Below are 21867 nucleotides of genomic sequence, written 5' to 3'. Positions count from 1 at the left end.
GCGGGCCATGGTGCAGAAGGCCAAGATCCTCCTGGTCGATGACCGGCCGGAGAATCTGCTGGCGCTGGAGGCCATCCTCTCGGCGCTCGATCAGACGCTGGTGCGGGCATCGTCCGGGGAGGAAGCGCTCAAAGCACTGCTCACGGACGATTTCGCGGTCATTCTGCTGGACGTTCAGATGCCGGGCATGGACGGTTTCGAGACCGCCGCGCACATCAAGCGGCGGGAGCGGACACGGGACATCCCGATCATCTTCCTGACCGCGATCAACCACGGCCCCCACCACACCTTCCGGGGGTACGCGGCGGGCGCGGTGGACTACATCTCCAAGCCGTTCGACCCCTGGGTGCTGCGCGCCAAGGTGTCCGTGTTCGTCGACCTGTACATGAAGAACTGTCAGCTGCGCGAGCAGGCGTCGCTGCTGCGGCTCCAGTTGGAGGGCGGCGGCAAGGGCGCGGTCGGCGGCAAGGAGCCCGCCGGGCTGCTCGCGGAGCTGTCCGCGCGACTCGCGGCCGTCGAGGAGCAGGCCGAGGCGCTCTCCAAGCAGCTGGACGAGGAGTCGGCGGACGCGGCGGCGGTCGCCACGGCCGCCCATCTGGAGCGCAAGCTCACCGGACTGCGGCGCGCGCTGGACGCGCTCGAGCCGGGCGCGGACGGCGGGGGCGCGCCGCTGCCGCCGCAGAACTGACGTGCCGGGAGCCGGCGCCCGCCCCGGGCGACCGGCCATGAGGCCACGTCAGTTCCGTGCCCTGGCAAGGGCGACACGAACGGGTGAAGCCCTGGGCACACGTGTCCGCTGTCGTCCTCACCGGTAACCTCACACCCATGGCCTCACGTCCCTCCGCAGCCAAGAAGCAGCCCGCCGGAAAGGCGGCCGCTCCCGCGAAGGCTCCGGCGAGGAAGGCCCCCGCGAAGAAGGCCCCGGCCAAGAAGGCGGCCGCCAAGAAGGCCCCGGCGCGCAAGCCCGCGCCGGCGAAGCCCGCACCCAGCCCCACCGGGGGCGTGTACCGGCTCGTGCGCGCCCTCTGGCTGGGGCTCGCGCACGCGGTCGGCGCCGTCTTCCGGGGCATAGGGCAGGGTGCGAAGAACCTGGACCCGGCCCACCGCAAGGACGGCGTGGCACTCCTGCTGTTCGCCTTCGCGCTGATCGTGGCCGCCGGGACCTGGGCCGATCTGCGCGGCCCGGTCGGCGACCTGGTGGAGATCCTGGTCACCGGCGCCTTCGGCCGCCTCGACCTGCTGGTCCCGATCCTGCTCGCGGTGATCGCCGTACGGTTCATCCGGCATCCGCAGCAGCAGGAGGCCAACGGGCGGATCGTGATCGGCCTGTCCGCGCTCGTCATCGGCGTCCTCGGCCAGGTCCACATCGCCTGCGGCTCGCCCGCCCGCAGCGACGGGATGCGGGCCATAAGGGACGCGGGCGGCCTCATCGGCTGGGCCGCGGCGACCCCGCTGACGTACACCATGACCGCCGTGCTCGCCGTGCCGCTGCTGGTGCTGCTCACCGTGTTCGGGCTGCTCGTCGTCACCGCGACCCCGGTCAACGCCGTTCCGCAGCGCCTGCGCGCGCTCGGGGTGCGCCTGGGCATCGTCCACGACTACGCGGACGACGGCACGGAGGACGCCGACGCCTACGAGGACGACTGGCGCGAAAGCGCCCCCGGGCGCCCCCGGACCCGCCGGGGTGCCCCTGCGGAGCACGACCCGGGCAGCGCCGAGGAGGACGCCCTCGCGCGCCGCCGGAGCCGCCCCCGGCGCTCCGCCGTGCCCCAGCCCGACGGGAAGCGGCCGATGGACGCGGTGGATGTCGCCGCCGCGGCCGCCGCCGCTCTCGACGGGGCCGTGCTGCACGGGATGCCGCCCTCCCCGGTGGTCGCCGACCTCACCCAGGGCGTGAGCGTGGGCGACCGCGAGGAGACGACGCCGGTGCCGACGCCGTCGCCGGTGCCGGGCGCCCGGCCGCGACGGGACACCTCCTCGGGTTCCGGCAGCTCCTCGGGTTCCGGCAGTGTCCCCGACCTCACCAAGGCGGCCCCGCCCGCGCCCCGCGAGATGCCCGCGCGCGCCGAACAGCTCCAGCTCGCCGGGGACATCACCTACGCGCTGCCCTCCCTCGACCTGCTCACCCGGGGCGGCCCCGGCAAGGCGCGCAGCGCGGCCAACGACGCGATCGTGGCCTCGCTGCGCACGGTGTTCAGCGAGTTCAAGGTGGATGCCGACGTCACCGGCTTCACCCGGGGCCCGACGGTCACCCGCTACGAGGTCCAGCTCGGCCCCGCCGTGAAGGTCGAGCGGATCACCGCGCTCACCAAGAACATCGCGTACGCCGTCGCCAGCCCGGACGTGCGGATCATCAGCCCGATCCCCGGCAAGTCGGCGGTCGGCATCGAGATCCCCAACACCGACCGGGAGATGGTCAACCTCGGCGACGTGCTGCGCCTCGCGGAGTCCGCCGAGGACGACGACCCGATGCTGGTCGCCTTCGGCAAGGACGTCGAGGGCGGGTACGTGATGCACTCGCTGGCCAAGATGCCGCACATGCTGGTCGCCGGTGCGACCGGCTCCGGCAAGTCGTCCTGCATCAACTGCCTGATCACCTCGATCATGATGCGCGCGACCCCCGACGACGTGCGGATGATCCTGGTCGACCCCAAGCGCGTCGAGCTGACCGCCTACGAGGGCATCCCGCACCTGATCACGCCGATCATCACCAACCCCAAGCGGGCCGCCGAGGCCCTCCAGTGGGTCGTGCGCGAGATGGACCTGCGCTACGACGACCTCGCCGCCTACGGCTACCGGCACATCGACGACTTCAACCGCGCGGTGCGCGAGGGCAAGGTCACGTCGCCGCCCGGCAGCGAGCGCGAGCTGCAGCCGTACCCGTATCTGCTGGTGATCGTGGACGAGCTGGCCGACCTCATGATGGTCGCCCCGCGCGACGTCGAGGACTCGATCGTGCGCATCACCCAGCTCGCCCGCGCGGCAGGCATCCACCTGGTGCTCGCCACGCAGCGGCCCTCCGTGGACGTGGTCACCGGTCTCATCAAGGCCAACGTGCCCTCCCGGCTGGCCTTCGCGACCTCCTCGCTGGCGGACTCCCGCGTCATCCTCGACCAGCCCGGCGCCGAGAAGCTCATCGGCAAGGGCGACGGCCTCTTCCTCCCCATGGGCGCCAACAAGCCGACCCGTATGCAGGGCGCGTTCGTGACCGAGGAAGAGGTCGCGGTCGTCGTCCAGCACTGCAAGGACCAGATGGCGCCGGTCTTCCGGGACGACGTCACCGTGGGCACCAAGCAGAAGAAGGAGATCGACGAGGACATCGGCGACGACCTCGACCTGCTCTGCCAGGCGGCCGAGCTGGTCGTCTCCACGCAGTTCGGCTCCACCTCCATGCTCCAGCGCAAGCTGCGCGTGGGCTTCGCCAAGGCGGGCCGGCTGATGGATCTCATGGAGTCCCGGAACATCGTGGGTCCGAGCGAGGGTTCGAAGGCACGTGACGTTCTCGTGAAACCCGACGAACTGGACGGAGTGCTCGCCGTCATCCGCGGGGAGTCCGAGGGTTAACACGCCGAAGGAGAACAGGCCACCCGGCGTGTCGTTGTTGCGCCGGGTGGCGGCATCACCGTGATCCACCCGTTAGATCTCGATGAGCAACCGTTTCCCTTCGCAGTACGTCAAGTTGAGCGAGATGCGGGGTAGAGGTTTCCTTCGGGGGCCGACTCCCCCGTCCCGCCGTCGGGCCGAGCGGCCATTCCGATGGCGTACAAAGTCCCGTCGCCCGCTTGCCCCACCCTTTCGCACCCCGCCTAGACTGAACCTCCAGCACAGGTGGCTCACACGCTCGAAAGGCGCCCCCGTGTCCATCGGCAGCAACTCCCCCGAAGACGAGCGTCCGTTCCACGACGTACCCGACGAAGAGCGTCCCTCCGTCGGTCATGCCCTCAAGAAGGCGCGCCTCGCCGCCGGTCTGACGGTGAGCGACGTCAGCGACGTCACGCGCGTCCGTCTCGCCATCGTGCACGCCATAGAAGCCGACGACTTCGCGCCCTGTGGCGGCGACGTGTACGCCCGTGGGCACATTCGCACACTGGCCCGCGCCGTGCACCTCGACCCCGCGCCACTGGTCGAGCAGTTCGACGCCGAGCACGGCGGCCGCCCCGCGCCCACTCCGGCCGCGCCGCTTTTCGAGGCCGAGCGCATCCGACCCGAACGGCGGGGGCCCAACTGGACGGCCGCCATGGTCGCCGCGATCGTCGTCGTGATCGGTTTCGTCGGCTTCACCGCCTTCAAGGGCGACGGCGACGGCGCCGACACGCAGGCGACCGACGCCAGCCCCTCGCCCACCGTCACCAAGTCCCCGACCGCCACGCCGACCACGGCCAAGCCCGTCGTCCCGAAGTCCGACCCGTCCGACAGCGCCATCGCCGCCGCCCCCCAGGACAAGGTGACCGTCCAGGTCAGCGCGGTCGACGGGCGCAGCTGGATCTCCGCCAAGGACCACAACGGCCGGATGCTCTTCGACGGGCTGCTCGGCAAGGGCCAGTCCAAGACCTTCCAGGACAGCTCCAAGATCAACCTGATCCTCGGCGACGCCGGGGCGATCCAGCTGTACGTCAACGGCAAGAAGATCGACGCCGACTTCCGGCCGGGCGCCGTGGAGCGCCTGACCTACACCAAGGGCGACCCCGAGGTGGGATGACTTCTCCGGGGGTGACCCCGGGGTGAGCGGTGTACCGACGGGGTTGGCCGGGAGCGGCCAACCCCGTCGACATAGGGTGCCGGTCAGACAAAGTAGTCTTGAGCCCATGCCTGAACGCCGTACCGTCGCACTCGTCACTCTCGGCTGCGCCCGTAACGAGGTGGACTCGGAGGAGCTCGCAGGCCGCTTGGAGGCGGACGGCTGGCAGCTCGTCGAGGACGCCGCGGACGCGGACGTCGCCGTCGTCAACACCTGTGGATTCGTCGAAGCCGCCAAGAAGGACTCCGTCGACGCCCTCCTGGAGGCCAACGACCTCAAGGACCATGGCAGAACCCAGGCCGTCGTGGCCGTGGGCTGCATGGCCGAGCGGTACGGCAAGGAACTGGCCGAGGCGCTGCCCGAGGCCGACGGCGTGCTCGGCTTCGACGACTACTCCGACATCTCCGACCGGCTGCAGACCATCCTGTCCGGCGGCATCCACGCCGCCCACACCCCGCGCGACCGCCGCAAGCTGCTGCCGATCAGCCCGGCCGAACGCCAGGAGTCCGCGGCCTCCGTCGCCCTGCCGGGGCACGCCCCCGTCGACCTCCCGGACGGCATCGCGCCCTCCTCGGGACCGCGCGCGCCCCTGCGCCGCCGCCTGGACGGCTCCCCGGTCGCCTCGGTCAAGCTGGCCTCCGGCTGCGACCGGCGCTGTTCCTTCTGCGCCATCCCGTCCTTCCGGGGCTCCTTCATCTCCCGCCGCCCCAGCGACGTCCTGAACGAGACGCGCTGGCTGGCCGAGCAGGGCGTCAAGGAGATCATGCTGGTCTCCGAGAACAACACCTCCTACGGCAAGGACCTGGGCGACATCCGCCTCCTGGAGTCCCTGCTGCCCGAGCTGGCCGACGTGGACGGCATCGAGCGGGTGCGCGTCAGCTACCTCCAGCCGGCCGAGATGCGGCCCGGCCTGATCGACGTGCTGACCTCCACCCCGAAGGTCGTCCCGTACTTCGACCTGTCCTTCCAGCACTCCGCGCCGAACGTGCTGCGCTCCATGCGCCGCTTCGGCGACACCGACCGCTTCCTGGAACTGCTGGACACCATCCGCTCCAAGGCGCCCCAGGCCGGTGTGCGCTCCAACTTCATCGTCGGCTTCCCCGGCGAGACCGAGTCCGACCTCGCCGAGCTGGAGCGCTTCCTGACCGGCGCCCGCCTGGACGCCATCGGCGTCTTCGGCTACTCCGACGAGGACGGCACCGAGGCCGCGACCTACGACGGCAAGCTCGACGAGGACGTGGTGGCCGAGCGCCTCGCACGCGTCTCGCGGCTCGCCGAGGAACTGGTCTCGCAGCGCGCCGAGGAGCGCCTCGGGGAGACCGTGCACGTCCTGGTGGAGTCCGTCGACGGCGAGGACGGCTCGTACGGCCGCGCCGCGCACCAGGCGCCGGAGACGGACGGCCAGGTGCTGCTCACGAGCGGCGAGGGCCTGAGCGTCGGACGTATCGTCGAGGCCAAGGTGGTCGGCACGGAGGGTGTCGACCTGGTGGCCGAGCCGCTTCCGGGCTCGTCGGTGTGTAGCGAGGAGGCGGCCAGATGACCGGAGTCCCGGCATCCGCCTCGGGCGGCTCCCCGGGCGCGCGCAGCGCTTCGGACCGGGCCGCCGACGGTGTTCCGGAGGTCTCCGGCCCCGCCCTCGCGCCGGACGCGCGGCCCCTGCGCGGCGGCAAGCTCACGGCGGCCGCCGTCAACCAGGCCAGCGTCTGGAACGTGGCCAATCTGCTGACCATGCTCCGGCTGGTCCTGGTGCCCGGCTTCGTGGTCCTGATGCTGGAGGACGGCGGCTACGACCCGGCCTGGCGCTCGCTCGCCTGGGCGGCCTTCGCCATCGCCATGATCACCGATCTCTTCGACGGTCATCTGGCGCGCACCTACAACCTGGTCACCGACTTCGGCAAGATCGCCGACCCGATAGCCGACAAGGCGATCATGGGCGCGGCGCTCATCTGCCTGTCGTCCCTGGGCGATCTGCCCTGGTGGGTCACGGCGGTCATCCTCGGCCGGGAACTCGGCATCACCCTGATGCGTTTCGTGGTCATCCGGTACGGCGTGATCCCCGCCAGCCGGGGCGGCAAGCTCAAGACGCTCACCCAGGGCATCGCCGTCGGGATGTACGTGCTGGCGCTGACCGGCTGGCTGGCCACCCTGCGGTTCTGGGTGATGGCCGCCGCGGTGATCCTCACCGTGGTCACCGGGCTCGACTATGTGAGACAGGCCATCGTGCTACGCCGCCGGGGAATCGCCGAACGCGCGGCGGCGTTGGAGGAACAGGAAGCGTGACGACCACGGCCACCGAATTGGTCCGACTACTGACAGCGAGCGGAGAGACGCTCGCGGTCGCCGAGTCGCTGACCGGTGGCCTGGTCGCCGCGGAGATCACGGCGGTACCCGGGGCGTCCCGGGTCTTCCGTGGTTCGGTCACCGCCTACGCCACCGAGCTCAAGCACCGGCTCCTCGGTGTCGACGCCGCTCTCCTCGAGCGTCGCGGGGCGGTGGACCCGCAGGTCGCGGCCCAGATGGCCGCAGGGGTGCGCCAGGCCCTCGGGGCCGACTGGGGCATCGCCACCACGGGCGTCGCCGGCCCCGATCCGCAGGACGGGAACCCGGTGGGAACGGTCTTCGTCGCCATCGCCGGACCGGCCGGAAAGCGCCTTGATCCCGCCCCCGGCGGAAAAGTGGAGGCCCTGCGGTTGAACGGCAGCCGTGCGGAAATTCGTAGGGAGAGTGTACGGAGCGTACTCGCCCTGCTTCTACGGGAGCTTGCGGGCGAACAGACCGGAAATGAGCGGGCACAGGATACGGAACGGAACGGGGGGTTTTGATGTTTGCAGCCCTGAGTGAACACGACATCGCTCCCCGCACGGCCGCGGCGCGAGGCGGTACGGTGGGGCGAGAAGGATGCGGCTACGCGGTCCGAGGAGGGAGCCACCGATGATTCTGCTCCGTCGCCTGCTGGGTGACGTGCTGCGTCGGCAGCGCCAGCGCCAGGGCCGTACTCTGCGCGAAGTCTCCTCGTCCGCCCGAGTCTCACTCGGCTATCTCTCCGAGGTGGAGCGGGGGCAGAAGGAGGCTTCCTCCGAGCTGCTCTCCGCCATCTGCGACGCGCTGGACGTACGGATGTCGGAACTCATGCGGGAAGTGAGCGACGAGCTCGCCCTCGCCGAGCTGGCCCAGTCCGCCGCGGTCACCGACGCCGTCCCGGCGCCGGTCCGTCCGATGCTGGGTTCCGTCTCGGTGACCGGTGTGCCACCGGAACGGGTGACCATCAAGGCACCGGCCGAGGCGGTCGGCGTGGCCGCCGCGTGAGCGTCACGCGCGCGGCCTGACAGCCCCCATACGTGTGAAGCCCCGGCAGGGGCTTCCCAGGGAGATCCTGGTGAGGCCCGGCCGGGGCTTTCGCGTGTCCGGGTCTGTGCGTGTGCGCCGGCTTTCCGGGTGTGCGCGCCCGTTCGCGTGCCTCGGCTTTCCGGGGGTGCGCGCCCGCGTCCCCCTTTCCTCCGATCGGCGGGGCTTGCGCTGGGCCACGGCGTGGCGGCTTGCGTCCCGGCTTCCACCGTTTGCCGGGGCCCACGGGGCCGGTCATGGTGGAGGCAGGCCGATGCCGGCAGGCCGCTGGTGGCTGCCCGAGAACCCCGGAGGAACGGCGATGTACGTGGTGAAGAGCCCGCTGCCCGAGGACGCGCTGAAGACCGTCTCCGACGCCCTGCAGGGCGCGCTCGTCGACCTGGTGGACCTCTCGCTGGTCGCCAAGCAGATCCACTGGAACGTCGTCGGCCCGCGCTTCCGCTCCATCCACCTCCAGCTGGACGACGTGGTCGCCTCCGCGCGCGCCCACTCCGACACGGTGGCCGAACGGGCCTCCGCGCTCGGCGTCTCGCCGGACGGGCGGGCGGCCTCCGTGGCCTCCAGCAGCGGCATCGAGTCCGCGCCGGCGGGCTGGATCAAGGACACGGACGCGGTCGGCACGATGGTCGCCGCCCTCGGCGCGGTCATCACCCGTATGCGTGAACGGGTCAACGCGACCGGCGACGCCGACCCGGTGACGGAGGACCTTCTCATCGGGATCACGGGGGACCTCGAGAAGCACCACTGGATGTGGCAGGCGGAGAACTCCTAGGCGCGGGCGAATGCAGGGCATGGGAGAGGAGCCCGATTCCCGATCCTGCTCCGGTGAGCCCTCGGTGCGCCTTCCTCGCGGGACAGGCGGCGGTCTAGCGTCCGGCTGGAGGTGGCGGGCCATGGTGGGGCGTGTGATGCGCTGGGGGGCTGTTCTGGGACTGGGTGCGGCGTGGTGGTGGGCCGCGCTGCGGCTGGCGCTGGGGGAGGGCGCGGGGGTCCTGGAGGGCTCGGTGGTGCTCGGGGGGTGGGGGCTGGGGGTGCTGCCGGTGCACTGTGTGGCCAGGGAGCGGGCGGCCGGGGCCGTGGGGCCGGGGCGGTGGCGGGAGGCATGGCGGGGGAGCGGGGGCGGTGGCGGGGTGGGTTCGGTGACTGGGCCGGAGGCGGCGGTTGTTTCTGGGCCGCCGGTTTCGGGGGTGTCGGCTTCGGTGCCGCCGATTTCGGGGTCGGCCGTCTCGGGGTCGGCCGTTTCGGTGCCGCCGGTTTCTGTGCCGCCCGTTTCGGTACCGCCCGTGGAGCGTGGTGGTCCGGGGTCGGGGGACGGGCTGCCGGGGTGAGTGCTTCCGGTCAGGACCGGCGGGGTTGGCGGTCGCGCCAGCGCTGGGGCGAGCCGGGGGCCGGGGCGGGGCCCGGCTGGCAGGTGGGGCACCAGTAGGTGGGGCGCTCCTGGGAGCCGTCGCCCTGGTCGGCGACCCGGACCGAGGTGCCGCAGCGCAGACAGGGGCGGGGCGCGCGGCCGTACACGAAGAGGTCGTGGCGGTGCAGGCCCGTCGTCCGGCGCACGGGGCGGTCGCGGTTGATCTCCAGGAGGCGCTGGGCCACGGCGGGCAGCTGGGCGGCGCGGTCCTCCGGCAGCGCGCCGACCGGCAGCCAGGGGGTCACGCCGAGCAGGAAGCACAGCTCGCTCTTGTAGATGTTGCCGATGCCGGCCAGGTTGCGCTGGTCGAGCAGGGCCTCGCCGAGGGGGCGGCCGGGGTCCGTCCGGAGGTTGGCGAGGGCGAGGTCCGGGTTCCAGTCGGGGCCGAGCAGGTCCGGGCCGAGGTGACCCACGACGCGTTGCTCGTCGGCGGTGCGCAGGAACTCCAGTACCTGGAGGCGGTAGCCGACGGCCGTGCGGTCGTCCGCGCCCAGGACGGCGCGGATCTGGTGCCCGGGGCCGCCGCGCCAGCGCTCGCCGGTGCCGTACACCTTCCACGCGCCCTCCATGCGCAGATGCGTGTGCAGGGTCAGGCCGCCCTCGAAGCGGGTGAGCAGGTGCTTGCCGCGCGGGACGGTGCTCAGGACGGTCCGGCCGGTGAGGTCGAGCGTCGCGTACCTCGGCACCCGGAAGTCGCTGCGGGTCAGCACCCGGCCCGCGAGCGCGTCGTGCAGCCGCTTGGCGGCCTGCCAGACCGTGTCACCTTCGGGCATGGCTCCAGCGTGCCACGGCCGGGTGCGGTGCGAGGTCGGTCACTCGGGTGCGCTCGGGTTGTCGGCCGGGTTCGGGTTCCGGGCGGCGCTCAGGTTCTCAGGCGCAGGCCGCGCGGGGTCGCGATGAAGCCTGCGTTCTCCAGGAGGGTGCCTATGGAGGAGGTCAGGGCCGGGGAGCCGTTGATCCGCTCCACCGTGACCGTGCCCAGGGAGCCCGCCAGGGCTGCCGCTGCCAGGGCCTCGGCCGCCGCGCGCAGGCGCGGGTCGTCGGTGTCGGCGCCGTCCGGCGTGGAGGGCCAGGCCAGCAGGGTTTTGCCGCCGCGCTCCATGTACAGCGTCAGCTCGCCGTCCACCAGGACGACCAGCGCGCCCGCCTTGCGGCCCGGCTTGTGCCCGGCACCGGTCGGCGAGTCGGGCCAGGGAAGCGCGGCGCCGTAGGCGTTGGCGGGGTCGGCGGCGGCCAGGACCACCGCGCGGGAGTCGTTGGCCGGGGTACGGCCTCCACGGTTCGCGTAGGTGCGGTTCGCGTTCGTGCGGTGCGCGGGCGAGCCGCCCCGGGGGCCGCCGTAACCCGCGTCGGCGAAGGGGTCGGCCGGGGCGTACGCGTCCGGTGTGGTGCCGTCGTGCTGCGGGGGCCACGCGAAGTCGCCGTCCAGGGCGGGCGGGCCCGCCTGGTCGAGGGCGCCCGGGAACGGCGGGGCGCCGTCGGGCAGCGCGAAGCCGTCCGGCGCGGCGGCGGGCGTGGGCAGCGCCTCGCCGCGATCGCGCGCGTTGGACACCGCGCGGAGCCGGTCGACCGCGCCGTCCATCGCGAACTGGGCGGCGCCCAGGCCCTCGACCACGTAACCGCGCCGGGCCTGGCCGCTCTCCTCGAAGGCGGACAGCACCCGGTACACCGCCGAGAAGCCGCCCTCGACGCCCTCCGCCGCGACCGCGCCCCGTGTCACCACGCCGTGCCGGTCCAGCAGCGCGCGGGCGCGTGCGTGGGCGCGCACGGTGGTGTCCTGCTCGGGCGCGGGCAGCAGGGACCAGCGGCCCCCGACGGTCGGCGGGCCCGTACGGGAGGCGGCGCGCGCGGCGGCGGTCAGGGAGCCGTACCGCCCGCGCGGGATGTTGCGCTTGGCGCGGTGGGCCGTCGAACCGGCCGTACGGCCCGAGCCGAGCAGTGAACGCATGGGCGCCAGCGTGTCGTTGGTGAGGCGGCCCGACCAGGCCAGGTCCCAGAGGGCGTCGGCCAGGTGGGCGTCGCTCGCCTCGGGGTGCGTGGTGGCGCGGACCTGGTCGGCGATCTGGCGGAAGAACAGGCCGTACCCGCCGGAGAGGGCGTCGAGCACCGACCGGTGGAGCGGGGTGAGTTCCAGCGGGGGCGGCGGAGGCAGGAGCAGCGGGGCCGTGTCGGCGAGGTGGAGGGAGACCCAGCCGTCCTTGCCGGGCAGGGCGCCCGCTCCGGACCAGACGACCTCTCCGGCGGCGGTGAGTTCGTCGAGCATCGCGGGGCTGTAGTCCGCCACGCGGGACGGCAGGATCAGCTTCTCCAGCGCGGACGCGGGCACGGGGGCGCCCTGCAACTGCTCGACGGCGCGCACCAGTCCGTCGATGCCGCGCAGGGTGTGGCCCTTGCCGATGTGCTGCCACTGGGGCAGGAACTGGGCGAGCGCGGGCGGCGGGACCGGCTCCAGTTCGTGCCGCAGCGCGGCCAGCGAACGGCGGCGCAGCCGGCGCAGCACCGTCGCGTCGCACCACTCCTGGCCGATGCCCGCCGGGTGGAACTCGCCCTGCACGACACGGCTGTTCGCGGCGAGCCGCTGGAGTGCGCCCTCGGTGACCGCCACGCCCAGGCCGAAGCGGGCGGCGGCGGTGGTGGAGGTGAGCGGGCCGTGGGTGCGCGCGTACCGCGCGAGGAGGTCGCCCAGGGGGTCCTTGACCGGCTCGGTGAAGGCCTCGGGGACGCCGACCGGCAGGGCGGTGCCGAGCGCGTCACGCAGGCGGCCCGCGTCCTCGACGGCCGCCCAGTGCTCCCGGCCCGCGATGCGGACCCTGATGGCGCGGCGGGTGGCGGCCAGCTCCGGCGCCCACTGCGGCTCGGCGCCGCGCTGGGCCAGCTCCTCGTCGGTCAGCGGGCCGAGGACGCGCAGGAGGTCCGCGACGCCCTCGACGTCCTTGATCCGGCGGTCCTCGGTGAGCCACTGGAGTTCGCGCTCCAGCTCCGTGAGCACCTCCGCGTCGAGCAGTTCGCGCAGCTCCGCCTGGCCGAGCAGCTCGGACAGCAGCCGGGAGTCCAGGGAGAGCGCGGCGGCCCTGCGCTCGGCGAGCGGGGAGTCGCCCTCGTACAGGAACTGGGCGACGTAACCGAACAGCAGGGAGCGGGCGAACGGGGACGGCTCGGGGGTGGTGACCTCGACCATGCGGACCTTGCGGGACTCCAGGTCGCCCATCAGCTCGACCAGTCCCGGCACGTCGAACACGTCCTGGAGGCACTCGCGGATCGCCTCCAGGACGATCGGGAACGAGCCGAAGTCGCTCGCCACCTCGAGCAGTTGGGCCGCGCGCTGACGCTGCTGCCAGAGCGGGGTGCGCTTGCCGGGGTTGCGGCGCGGCAGCAGCAGCGCGCGGGCGGCGCACTCGCGGAAGCGGGACGCGAACAGCGCGGAGCTGCCGACCTGTTCGGTGACGATCCGGTCGACGTCGGCCTTGTCGAAGGCGACGTCCGCCGCGCCGACCGGCGCCTGATCGCTGTCGAACTCCGTTCCGGTGCGCACGGGTTCATGGTCGAGCAGGTCGAGGCCCATCAGGTCGGCGTCGGGCAGGCGGAGCACGATGCCGTCGTCGGCGTGCATGACCTGGGCGTCCATGCCGTACCGCTCGGAGAGGCGGGCGCCGAGTGCGAGGGCCCAGGGAGCGTGCACCTGGGCGCCGAAGGGGGAGTGGATGACGACCCGCCAGTCACCGAGTTCGTCGCGGAAGCGCTCGACCACGATCGTGCGGTCGTCCGGGACATGGCCGCAGGCCTCGCGCTGTTCGTCCAGATAGGACAGGACGTTGTCCGCCGCCCAGGCGTCCAGGCCCGCCGTGAGCAGGCGCAGCCGGGCGTCCTCCTTGGACAGCGAGCCGACCTCGCGCAGGAACGCGCCCACCGCGCGGCCCAGTTCGAGCGGCCGGCCCAGCTGGTCGCCCTTCCAGAACGGCAGCCTGCCCGGCACCCCGGGCGCGGGGGAGACCAGCACCCGGTCGCGGGTGATGTCCTCGATCCGCCAGGAGCTCGTGCCCAGGGTGAACACGTCGCCCACACGGGACTCGTAGACCATCTCCTCGTCCAGCTCGCCGACCCGGCCGCCGCCCTTCTTGGGGTCGGACCCGGCGAGGAACACCCCGAACAGGCCCCGGTCGGGGATCGTGCCGCCGGAGGTGACCGCGAGCCGCTGGGCGCCCGGCCGGCCGCTGATCGTCCCGGCCACGCGGTCCCACACCACGCGCGGGCGCAGCTCCGCGAACGCGTCGGACGGGTAGCGGCCCGCGAGCATGTCCAGGGTGGCCGTGAACGCCGACTCGGGCAGGGAGGCGAAGGGTGCCGCGCGGCGCACCATGGCGAGCAGGTCGTCGTACTGCCAGGTGTCCAGCGCCGTCATGGCGACGAGCTGCTGGGCGAGCACGTCCAGCGGGTTGGACGGCACCTTCAGGGACTCGATGCGCCCCGAGCGCATCCGCTCGGTGACCACGGCGGCCTGCACCAGGTCGCCGCGGTACTTCGGGAAGACCACGCCGGTGGAGACCGCGCCGACCTGGTGGCCCGCGCGGCCCACGCGCTGGAGGCCGGAGGCGACCGAGGGCGCGGACTCCACCTGGACGACGAGATCGACCGCGCCCATGTCGATGCCCAGCTCCAGGCTGGAGGTGGCGACCACGGCGGGCAGCCGACCCGCCTTCAGGTCCTCCTCGACCAGGGCGCGCTGCTCCTTGGAGACCGAGCCGTGGTGCGCGCGGGCGATCACCGGGGGTGCGCCCTGGGCCGCGCCCGAACCGCCCATCAGCTGGGCCGGGGCGTGGTGTTCGTCGAGCTTCTCGCCGGTGGCCCGCTCGTAGGCGATCTCGTTGAGCCGGTTGCACAGCCGCTCCGCCAGGCGGCGGGAGTTGGCGAACACGATGGTCGAGCGGTGGGACTGCACCAGGTCCGCGATCCGCTCCTCGACATGGGGCCAGATCGACGGCTTCTCCGCGCCCTCGCCGCCGTCGGCCGCCGGGGAGCCGCCCAGCTCGCCCATGTCCTCGACCGGGACGACCACCGACAGGTCGAACTCCTTGCCGGACTTCGGCTGGACGATCTCCACCTTGCGGCCGGGTGACAGGTACCGCGCCACCTCGCCGACCGGGCGGACGGTCGCGGACAGGCCGATGCGGCGGGCGGGCTTGGGCAGCAGCTCGTCCAGCCGCTCCAGGGACAGCGCGAGATGCGCGCCGCGCTTGGTGCCCGCGACCGCGTGCACCTCGTCCAGGATCACGGTCTCGATGCCCGTCAGCGCGTCGCGCGCGGCGGACGTCAGCATCAGGAACAGGGACTCGGGGGTGGTGATCAGGATGTCCGGCGGGCGGGTGATCAGCGCGCGGCGCTCGGCGGGCGGGGTGTCGCCGGAGCGGATGCCCACCTTGACCTCGGGCTCGGGCAGGCCGAGACGGACGGACTCCTGGCGGATACCGGTCAGGGGGCTGCGCAGATTGCGCTCCACGTCGACCGCGAGGGCCTTCAGCGGCGACACGTACAGCACCCGGCAGCTCTTCTTCGGGTCGGCCGGGGGCGGCGTGGAGGTCAGCCGGTCCAGGGCGGCGAGGAACGCGGCCAGCGTCTTGCCCGAGCCGGTCGGCGCGACCACCAGCGCGTCCGAGTCCTCCTGGATGGCCCGCCACGCGCCCTCCTGGGCCTCGGTGGGCGCGGAGAACGCCCCCGTGAACCAGCCGCGGGTCGCGGGGGAGAAGCCGTTGAGGGCCGAAGGGGCGGAGCTGACCATGCATCCATCGTGCACCCTGCCACTGACAATCCGCCTGACCTGCGCAAAGAGGGCGGAAGCGGGCCTCGGTGGGCCGCGCGGAGCGGTGCCCGGTGGCGGACAATGGGCCCATGTCTTCAGGGGAGCGGGCACGGTCTTCGACGGAGCGGGCACGGCACTGGCGGTACGACGAACTGCCCGGTGTGGATCTGCTGCGCGCCCGCTACATCCGCAAGAGCTTCGTCCGGCACACCCACGAGCACTTCGTGATCGCGGCCATCGCGGACGGCGTCGAGGTCTTCCAGCACGGGGGCAGCGACGTCTCGGCGGGCGCGGGCGCCCTCGCGCTGGTCAACCCGGACACCCCGCACACCGGCCGGGCCGGTGTCCCCGAGGGCTGGCGGTACGGCGCGGTCTACCCCTCGCCCGAGGTGGTGGCCCGGATCGCCGCCGAGACGACCACGATCCGGGGCACCCCGGGCTTCGTCACACCGGTGCTCGACGACCCGTACGCCGCCCGCCTGGTCCACCAGGTGCTGCGCGCCGTCGACGAGGGCAACGCGCTCGCCGCCGACACGCTGCTGAGCGTGGCCGTGACCAGGCTGCTGCGGCTCAACGGCGGCCCGCTGCCCGAGCGGCGCCCCCGGAGCGCCGGGGCCCTGCTCGCCGCACGCGCGCGTGCCGTGCTCCAGGAGCGGATGGCCGCCCCGCCCACACTGGAACGCCTGGCCGCCGACCTTGGCACCAGCCCGTTCGCCCTGCTGCGCGCCTTCCGCGCCGCCTACGGGATGCCGCCGCACACCTGGCTGACCGACGCCCGGGTGCGCCGCGCACGGCTCCTCCTGGACACGGGCACCGCGCCCGCCGAGGCCGCCGTCGCCGTCGGCTTCACCGACCAGCCGCATCTGAACCGGCACTTCACCCGGATCGTGGGGGTGCCGCCTGGGGCGTACCGGCGCGAGCGTCACTAGAGGCGCGCACCAGAGGCCGAGGGGCAGGCGCAAGAACGTACAAGACCCGCGCGCGCGAGCGGCCGTAACGTCCGGGGCGTGGCACAGCAACAGACAGCACTCGAGGACAGGGCCGCCCAGGGCGCGGCACGGCCGGACAGCGCCGTCGTACGGGACGCGCTCGGGGTGGGCGTCGCCGTCGGGCTCTCCGGATTCGCCTTCGGCGTCACCTCGGCCGGCAGCGGGCTCGGGCTGCTCCAGACCTGCGCGCTCAGCCTCCTGGTGTTCACCGGCGCCTCGCAGTTCGCGCTGGTCGGGGCGCTCGCCGCCGGGGGCAGCCCGTTCACGGCCGCCGCCGGGGCGTTCTTCCTGGGGGTGCGCAACGCGTTCTACGGACTGCGCCTCTCGCAGGTGCTGGCCCTTCCGCGCGCGCTCAGGCCGTTCGCCGCGCAGTGGGTGATCGACGAGACCACCGCCGTCACCCTGGCCCAGCGCGACCGGCACGGCGCGCGGCTCGGCTTCACCGTCACCGGGCTCAGCCTGTACGTGCTGTGGAACCTGACCACGCTGCTCGGTGCGCTGGGCGCCCGCGCCATCGGGGACACCGACGCCTGGGGCCTGGACGCGGCCGGACCCGCCGTCTTCCTGGCGCTGCTCGCGCCCATGCTGCGCACCACCACCGAACGCGCGGTCGCGGGCCTCGCGGTCCTGCTCGGCCTCGGGCTGCTGCCCGTGCTGCCCGCCGGCGTGCCGGTCCTGGTGGCGGCGCTCGCCGCACCGCTCGCCCTGTTCGCGGAGCGCCGCTTCACCGGCCGCGGCGGCGACGGCACACCCGACCCGGCTCCGCTGCCGGGCGACTCCGAGGAGGACCGTTGAACACCTGGATCGCGATCGGCGCGACCGCCGTCGGCTGCTACGCCGTCAAGCTCGCCGGACTGCTCGTCCCCGCCGGAGCCATGGAACGGCCCCTGGTACGGCGCCTCGCCGCCCTGCTCCCGGTCGCTCTCCTGGCCGCGCTGACGGCCCAGCAGACCTTCGCCGACGGCCACGCGCTCGTCCTGGACGCCCGCGCGGCCGGTGTCGCGGCGGCCGCCGTCGCCCTGGTGCTGCGCGCGCCGTTCCTGTTGGTGGTCGCGGTGGCCGTGGCGGTGACGGCGGGGGTGCGGATGCTGGGGGCGTGACCCGATCCCGTGAGAGTGGGCCGGTGCGTTCAGCCCACGTAGCGGCCGTACGCCCTGAGGGTGCGCAGCGCCTCGATCGTCACGGCCGGGCGTGCCTCCAGGGCCGGTGCCGGCGCCCACTGACGCCAGCGGATCGGCCAGCCGCCGTCCTCCCGCTGTTCGGCGGCGAGGAAGTCCAGCGAGCGGGACATCTCCTCGTCCGTGAACCACGCGCGCGCGAGTGAGCCCGGGGTGCGTGCGAAGTCGTGCGGGAAGTGGTGCTCGTCCGGGGCGTAGCCCGTCGCGACCGGGTACGCGTCGAGGCGGTCCGGCTCCAGCGCCGCGAGCCGCTGCTCGCGCACCAGGCGCCCGAGCCGGTCGGCGGCCGCCTCCGCGCGCGGGCGGTCGGGTGCCGAGTCCAGGAAGGCCACGGCCGCGTGTACCTCGTACGGGTGGGACTTCTCCAGCGACTCCACCGCCTCCCAGCAGAAGTCGGTGGCCCGGAACAGCCACGCGTGCCACACCTCGTTGCGGTGCAGCAGACCCACCACGGGCCCGGTCGCGAGCAGCTCGCTCGGCGGATCGTCCACGACCGGCACGAACGGTGCCGCCGGATAACCGCGCTGAGCGGGATCGACGGCGGGCAGCGCGCCGTCCATGGTGGACACCGAGGTCAGATAGCGGCACAGCCGCTCCACCCGCTGCCCTCCGCAGCGACCGACCGCGTCCAGCACATGCAGCGCGCGGGCGGTGTGCAGCGGCTGGCTCACCGGGCCGCGCAGATCGGGTTCGAGGGCGTGGCCGTAGCCGCCGTCGTCGTTGCGATAGGCGTCCAGCGCGGCCTCCACCGGGTCGGCGGCGCCGTTCAGGAAGTGGAACGCGAAGAGCCGCTGCTCCAGTACGCGCGCGGTGAGCCAGACGAACTGCTCGGCGCGGAAGAGCGGGGAGTGCGCCGGGGGCACAGGGGGGCGTGGGGTAGCTCCGGAGTCGGACATGGGTCAGACCGTAGGGTGCGACGCGGTCCTTGTGGACGGTCCCGGACAGGCGCACCCCCCAGGGCGGGATACTGGAGTCATGCGGTTGACGGTCTTCTGGCAGCGGATGGCGGAACACTTCGGCACGGCGTACGCCGAGATGTTCGCGCGTGACCACGTCATGTCCGAACTGGGCGGACGCACGGTGAACGAGGCACTGGACGCGGGGTGGGCCGCCAAGGACGTGTGGCGGGTGGTCTGCTCGGTCATGGACGTGCCGACCGAGCGGCGCTGAGTTCCGCGCACCCGCGGTGACCAGCCACATCGGCCGAAAGACGCCCCCGAAATACGCGGATCGTCCGGCGGCGGGGGCCGTCCGTCGGCGTATGTGTCCACGGTCATAGGCCGAGCGGGTCCCGAGCGGCGTCGGCTGTCGGCGGCGTGGGCGAGACTTGGCCCGTGGCACCTACTGACGACCTCGACGACCGGCCCACGGCATCCCCGTCCGGGCCCACGGCGCCCCCGGCCGAGCCGGTGGCGCCCGCCGTGGCGCCCGCCGACGGCACCACCCTGCGCAACGCCCGGATGCCGCGCTGGCTGCCGCGCGCCATGGTGCTCGCGCTCGCGCTCATCGCCACGTTCCAGTTCGGCAGCTGGGCCTTCCACCAGCTGACCGGGCTGCTGATCAACATCCTGATCGCGTTCTTCCTGTCGCTGGCCATCGAGCCGGCCGTCAGCCGGATGTCCGCGCGCGGGATGCGCCGGGGACTCGCCACCTTCCTGGTCTTCCTCGGCCTCGCGGTCGTCACGGCGGGCTTCGTCACCCTGCTCGGCTCGATGCTGGCCGGACAGATCATCAAGATGATCGAGGGATTCCCGGAGTACCTCGACTCGCTGATCAACTGGATCAACCAGACCTTCCACACGCAACTCAAACGAGTGGACGTGCAGGAGGGGCTGCTGCACTCCGACTGGCTGCGCAAGTACGCGCAGAACAGCGCGGCCGGTGTCCTCGACGTGTCCGCCCAGGTGCTCGGCGGACTCTTCCAGCTCCTCACCGTCGGGCTGTTCTCGTTCTACTTCGCCGCCGACGGACCCCGGCTGCGGCGCGGCCTCTGTTCGGTCCTGCCGCCCGCGCGCCAGGCCGAGGTGCTGCGCGCGTGGGAGATCGCGGTCGACAAGACCGGCGGCTACATCTATTCGCGTGGCCTCATGGCGCTCATCTCGGGCGCCGCGCACTACGTCCTGCTCCAGGCCCTCGGCGTGCCGTACGCGCCCGTGCTCGGCGTCTGGGTGGGCCTGGTCTCGCAGTTCATCCCGACCATCGGCACCTATCTCGCGGGCGCGCTGCCGATGCTGATCGCGTTCACCGTGGCGCCCTGGTACGCGGTGTGGGTGCTGGTCTTCGTCGTGGTCTACCAGCAGTTCGAGAACTACATGCTCCAGCCCAAGCTGACCTCCAAGACCGTCGACATCCACCCGGCGGTCGCCTTCGGCTCGGTCATCGCGGGCACCGCCCTGCTCGGCGCGGTCGGCGCCCTGATCGCCATCCCGGCGGTCGCCACGCTCCAGGCGTTCCTCGGCGCGTACGTGAAGCGGTACAAGGTCACGGACGACCCGCGCGTCCAGGGACACCGCCTGCGGGCGAACAGGCCCGGGGCGCTGCCCCGCCTGCTGTGGGCGCGCGGGCGGCGGACGGAGGAGGGGGCGTCCTGACGTGAGCGGTTCGTCTCAGTACGTCAGCACGGCCCACACCATGGTCCCGGCGACCGCCGCCGCGTAGCAGCCGGTGGCCGCCGCCACGATCCGCCGGCGGGTCCGCGCGCTCGCGGAGGTGCGGGACAGCAGCCAGGCCAGCAGCGACAGGACCAGCACGGCGTGCAGGCTCACCCCGTGCAGCGGCTTGAGCGGCGCCGTCGAGTGGTAGGCGGCCTCCTGGTGGCCGGTGCGGGTGAGGACGACCCCGCGCGCGATCATGGCCGCGCCCGAGGCCAGCGCCACCAGCAGGACCGCGAACCCGGAGCGCACCGCGAGCGCCATCCCGGCGGGCCCGTCGGGCCGGTGCCGGAAGGACGCGACGGCGAACACGGCGAGCACCACCACCAGGACGCCGCCCCCGACCGCGAGCACCATGGAGACGCCCGTGTCGAACGGCGTCTCCATGTTCAGATGCGAGGGCACCCGCCGCCACGCCTGGAGCGTGATCCCGCCGACCTCCACCACACAGTCGGCGGCGAACACGGCGAGCAGCACCACGCGCGTGCGCGCGCCGAGCCGCACGTACGACGTGACCCATACGATCGCCATGAGGGTCACCCCGAAGGACAGCCCGAACGTGACCGGCTTGCGCCAGGAGACCGGCCCGTCCCACGGGCCGCCGTCGACCGCGAACACCACCAGGTGGACGAGACCGGAGAGCACGAGCAGCAGGCCGGTCGCATGGCAGAGGCGTTCTACGGCGCGCCGGACGGCGCGTGGATTCTTCATGCGCCCAGACTTCCGGCGGCGCCCGGCGCGGTCGTCGTACGGCCGGAGGCATCTGCCGTACGACACCGGGAGCAGGGGCGGCTCAGCCGTCGGCGAGCAGGCGCAGGCGGTCGGCGGAGGGCGAGCCCGGGTCGGCGTGGTAGACGACGATGAGCTGGCGGGCCTGCGGGCGGAGCAGCTTCTCGTAGCGCAGCTCCAGTTCGCCGACGACCGGGTGGTGCAGCAGCGTGTGACCGGTGTCGCGACGGCGGACCTCGCGGCGCGCCCACAGGTCGGCGAACCGCTCGCTGGCGTGGGTGAGTTCGCCGATGGCCTCCAGGAGGGCGGGATCGGGGTCCTCCACGTCGAGCATGGCGCGCAGCCCGGAGACGGCCTTGGCGGTCATCTCGTCCCACCGCGGGTACAGCGCGCGCATGGCCGGTTCGAGGAAGGCGGCGCGCAGCGGGTCGGACCCCACCGCGAAGAAGGGGCACAGCAGCACCGCCAGGCGGTTCGCCGCGACCACCCGGCCGCCGGCGCCCTGGGCGTAGGCGGGGGTGTCCGGCCAGCTGTCCAGGAGCGACTGCGGAGCGTCCTGTCCGGCCCGCGTACGGGGGCGTCGGCGCCCGGGCGCGGCCGCCGTGCGGGCGAGGCGGTGGAGGTAGGCGACCGCGTCCTCGTCGAGCCGCAGCGCGGCGGCGAGCCCGGCGAGGATCTGGTCGGAGGGGTTGAGATTGCGGCCCTGCTCCAGGCGCAGGTAGTACTCGGGGCTGATCCCGGCGAGCTGGGCGACCTCCTCGCGGCGCAGCCCGGGCACCCGGCGGCGGCTCCCCGCGGGCAGGCCCGCCTCCTCCGGGCCGATCCGGGCGCGCCGGGCCCGCAGGAACTCGCCCAGGGTGTCTGCCATGTCGTGCGTCACGCCTTCGAAGCTAGTGCCGCAACAGGCAACGTTCGCCCCGTCGCGGCGTCCGGCACGCATTCTCGCCGCACCGGCCGAAAGCCCGAGTACGCCCAGTACGAGGGCTTCCGGCCGGCACGCCGAGAGCACGCACCGGACGCCGCTCCTTGACGGGC

At 73.2% G+C, this 21867-nt stretch carries 18 protein-coding genes; 13 read left to right on the top strand and 5 right to left on the bottom strand.

Going from position 1 to position 21867, the window contains the following annotated elements; all coding sequences use genetic code 11:
- Window positions 1–7: 7 nt before the first annotated feature.
- The 8 genes from AB0E91_RS31245 (at window position 8) to AB0E91_RS31210 (ending at window position 8855) form a co-directional block, all read left to right on the top strand.
- Window positions 8–688 carry a response regulator gene (locus tag AB0E91_RS31245; RefSeq protein WP_361117289.1) on the top strand — a complete coding sequence of 227 codons (681 nt, stop codon included), beginning with the start codon at window positions 8–10 and terminating at the stop codon, window positions 686–688.
- Between the two features lie 137 nt (window positions 689–825).
- Complete coding sequence (locus AB0E91_RS31240; RefSeq protein ID WP_361788682.1) at window positions 826–3564, top strand: DNA translocase FtsK; 2739 nt, start codon at window positions 826–828, stop codon at window positions 3562–3564.
- Window positions 3565–3856: 292 nt separating this feature from the next.
- On the top strand, window positions 3857–4699 hold the full coding sequence (locus tag AB0E91_RS31235; protein ID WP_361788680.1) for a RodZ domain-containing protein: 843 nt from the start codon (window positions 3857–3859) through the stop codon (window positions 4697–4699).
- 106 nt (window positions 4700–4805) lie between these two features.
- Window positions 4806–6278, top strand: a complete 1473-nt coding sequence (gene rimO, locus AB0E91_RS31230) for a 30S ribosomal protein S12 methylthiotransferase RimO (RefSeq protein ID WP_361788678.1) — start codon at window positions 4806–4808, stop codon at window positions 6276–6278.
- Window positions 6275–7018 (top strand): CDP-diacylglycerol--glycerol-3-phosphate 3-phosphatidyltransferase, encoded by a 744-nt coding sequence (gene pgsA, locus AB0E91_RS31225; protein ID WP_361788676.1) that lies wholly within the window; start codon window positions 6275–6277, stop codon window positions 7016–7018. The genes rimO and pgsA overlap by 4 nt, the downstream gene beginning before the upstream one ends.
- A complete protein-coding gene (locus AB0E91_RS31220) occupies window positions 7015–7560 on the top strand; it encodes a nicotinamide-nucleotide amidohydrolase family protein (protein WP_361788674.1) in 546 nt (181 codons plus the stop codon). Before pgsA ends, AB0E91_RS31220 begins: the two co-directional genes overlap by 4 nt.
- Before the next feature lie 109 nt (window positions 7561–7669).
- Window positions 7670–8044, top strand: a complete 375-nt coding sequence (locus AB0E91_RS31215) for a helix-turn-helix transcriptional regulator (protein WP_361788672.1) — start codon at window positions 7670–7672, stop codon at window positions 8042–8044.
- Between the two features lie 340 nt (window positions 8045–8384).
- Window positions 8385–8855 (top strand): DNA starvation/stationary phase protection protein, encoded by a 471-nt coding sequence (locus AB0E91_RS31210; RefSeq protein ID WP_361788691.1) that lies wholly within the window; start codon window positions 8385–8387, stop codon window positions 8853–8855.
- A 566-nt stretch (window positions 8856–9421) separates the two neighbouring features.
- Here AB0E91_RS31210 and AB0E91_RS31205 read toward each other — a convergent pair.
- Together AB0E91_RS31205 and AB0E91_RS31200 are read right to left on the bottom strand one after the other, a co-directional pair.
- Window positions 9422–10264, bottom strand: a complete 843-nt coding sequence (locus AB0E91_RS31205; RefSeq protein WP_361788670.1) for a DNA-formamidopyrimidine glycosylase family protein — start codon at window positions 10262–10264, stop codon at window positions 9422–9424.
- Between the two features lie 89 nt (window positions 10265–10353).
- Window positions 10354–15264 (bottom strand): ATP-dependent helicase, encoded by a 4911-nt coding sequence (locus AB0E91_RS31200; protein WP_361788668.1) that lies wholly within the window; start codon window positions 15262–15264, stop codon window positions 10354–10356.
- Between the two features lie 110 nt (window positions 15265–15374).
- Here AB0E91_RS31200 and AB0E91_RS31195 point away from each other — a divergent pair, with 110 nt between their 5' ends.
- The 3 genes from AB0E91_RS31195 to AB0E91_RS31185 all read left to right on the top strand — a co-directional run bounded on the left by AB0E91_RS31195 (window position 15375) and on the right by AB0E91_RS31185 (window position 17374).
- Entirely contained in the window at window positions 15375–16214 is an 840-nt protein-coding gene (locus tag AB0E91_RS31195; protein WP_361788666.1) for an AraC family transcriptional regulator, read from the top strand.
- Between the two features lie 78 nt (window positions 16215–16292).
- Window positions 16293–17069: an AzlC family ABC transporter permease gene (locus AB0E91_RS31190; protein ID WP_361788664.1), complete on the top strand. Its 777-nt coding sequence runs from the start codon at window positions 16293–16295 to the stop codon at window positions 17067–17069.
- Entirely contained in the window at window positions 17066–17374 is a 309-nt protein-coding gene (locus AB0E91_RS31185) for an AzlD domain-containing protein (RefSeq protein WP_361788663.1), read from the top strand. Before AB0E91_RS31190 ends, AB0E91_RS31185 begins: the two co-directional genes overlap by 4 nt.
- Window positions 17375–17403: 29 nt before the next feature.
- On the opposite strand, the gene AB0E91_RS31180 is transcribed toward AB0E91_RS31185, so the two are convergent.
- A complete protein-coding gene (locus tag AB0E91_RS31180) occupies window positions 17404–18348 on the bottom strand; it encodes a hypothetical protein (protein WP_361788661.1) in 945 nt (314 codons plus the stop codon).
- A 79-nt stretch (window positions 18349–18427) separates the two neighbouring features.
- Here AB0E91_RS31180 and AB0E91_RS31175 point away from each other — a divergent pair, with 79 nt between their 5' ends.
- Window positions 18428–18622 (top strand): DUF3046 domain-containing protein, encoded by a 195-nt coding sequence (locus AB0E91_RS31175; protein ID WP_361788659.1) that lies wholly within the window; start codon window positions 18428–18430, stop codon window positions 18620–18622.
- Between the two features lie 290 nt (window positions 18623–18912).
- Entirely contained in the window at window positions 18913–20043 is a 1131-nt protein-coding gene (locus AB0E91_RS31170) for an AI-2E family transporter (protein ID WP_361788689.1), read from the top strand.
- Between the two features lie 15 nt (window positions 20044–20058).
- Here the strand turns inward: AB0E91_RS31170 and AB0E91_RS31165 are convergent, their stop codons facing one another.
- Both AB0E91_RS31165 and AB0E91_RS31160 read right to left on the bottom strand, forming a co-directional pair.
- Window positions 20059–20814 (bottom strand): hypothetical protein, encoded by a 756-nt coding sequence (locus AB0E91_RS31165; protein ID WP_361788657.1) that lies wholly within the window; start codon window positions 20812–20814, stop codon window positions 20059–20061.
- Window positions 20815–20896: 82 nt separating this feature from the next.
- Complete coding sequence (locus tag AB0E91_RS31160) at window positions 20897–21700, bottom strand: helix-turn-helix transcriptional regulator (protein WP_361788655.1); 804 nt, start codon at window positions 21698–21700, stop codon at window positions 20897–20899.
- Window positions 21701–21867 lie beyond the last annotated feature (167 nt).

Source organism: Streptomyces sp. NPDC026659 (assembly GCF_040638245.1).
In the GTDB taxonomy this organism is placed as follows: Bacteria; Actinomycetota; Actinomycetes; order Streptomycetales; family Streptomycetaceae; genus Streptomyces.
The sequence above is the reverse complement of the archived record's forward strand: the minus strand, read 5'-3'. Positions and strand labels throughout refer to the sequence as shown.

Bases quoted from the DNA above. Each gene is read 5' to 3' on its own strand.
- AB0E91_RS31245 (WP_361117289.1), top strand. From the start codon at position 8: ATGGTGCAGAAGGCCAAGATCCTCCTGGTCGATGACCGGCCGGAGAAT.
- AB0E91_RS31240 (WP_361788682.1), top strand. From the start codon at position 826: ATGGCCTCACGTCCCTCCGCAGCCAAGAAGCAGCCCGCCGGAAAGGCG.
- rimO (WP_361788678.1), top strand. From the start codon at position 4,806: ATGCCTGAACGCCGTACCGTCGCACTCGTCACTCTCGGCTGCGCCCGT.
- pgsA (WP_361788676.1), top strand. From the start codon at position 6,275: ATGACCGGAGTCCCGGCATCCGCCTCGGGCGGCTCCCCGGGCGCGCGC.
- AB0E91_RS31215 (WP_361788672.1), top strand. From the start codon at position 7,670: ATGATTCTGCTCCGTCGCCTGCTGGGTGACGTGCTGCGTCGGCAGCGC.
- AB0E91_RS31210 (WP_361788691.1), top strand. From the start codon at position 8,385: ATGTACGTGGTGAAGAGCCCGCTGCCCGAGGACGCGCTGAAGACCGTC.
- AB0E91_RS31205 (WP_361788670.1), bottom strand. From the start codon at position 10,264: ATGCCCGAAGGTGACACGGTCTGGCAGGCCGCCAAGCGGCTGCACGAC.
- AB0E91_RS31200 (WP_361788668.1), bottom strand. From the start codon at position 15,264: ATGGTCAGCTCCGCCCCTTCGGCCCTCAACGGCTTCTCCCCCGCGACC.
- AB0E91_RS31195 (WP_361788666.1), top strand. From the start codon at position 15,375: ATGTCTTCAGGGGAGCGGGCACGGTCTTCGACGGAGCGGGCACGGCAC.
- AB0E91_RS31180 (WP_361788661.1), bottom strand. From the start codon at position 18,348: ATGTCCGACTCCGGAGCTACCCCACGCCCCCCTGTGCCCCCGGCGCAC.
- AB0E91_RS31175 (WP_361788659.1), top strand. From the start codon at position 18,428: ATGCGGTTGACGGTCTTCTGGCAGCGGATGGCGGAACACTTCGGCACG.
- AB0E91_RS31170 (WP_361788689.1), top strand. From the start codon at position 18,913: ATGCCGCGCTGGCTGCCGCGCGCCATGGTGCTCGCGCTCGCGCTCATC.
- AB0E91_RS31165 (WP_361788657.1), bottom strand. From the start codon at position 20,814: ATGAAGAATCCACGCGCCGTCCGGCGCGCCGTAGAACGCCTCTGCCAT.
- AB0E91_RS31160 (WP_361788655.1), bottom strand. From the start codon at position 21,700: ATGGCAGACACCCTGGGCGAGTTCCTGCGGGCCCGGCGCGCCCGGATC.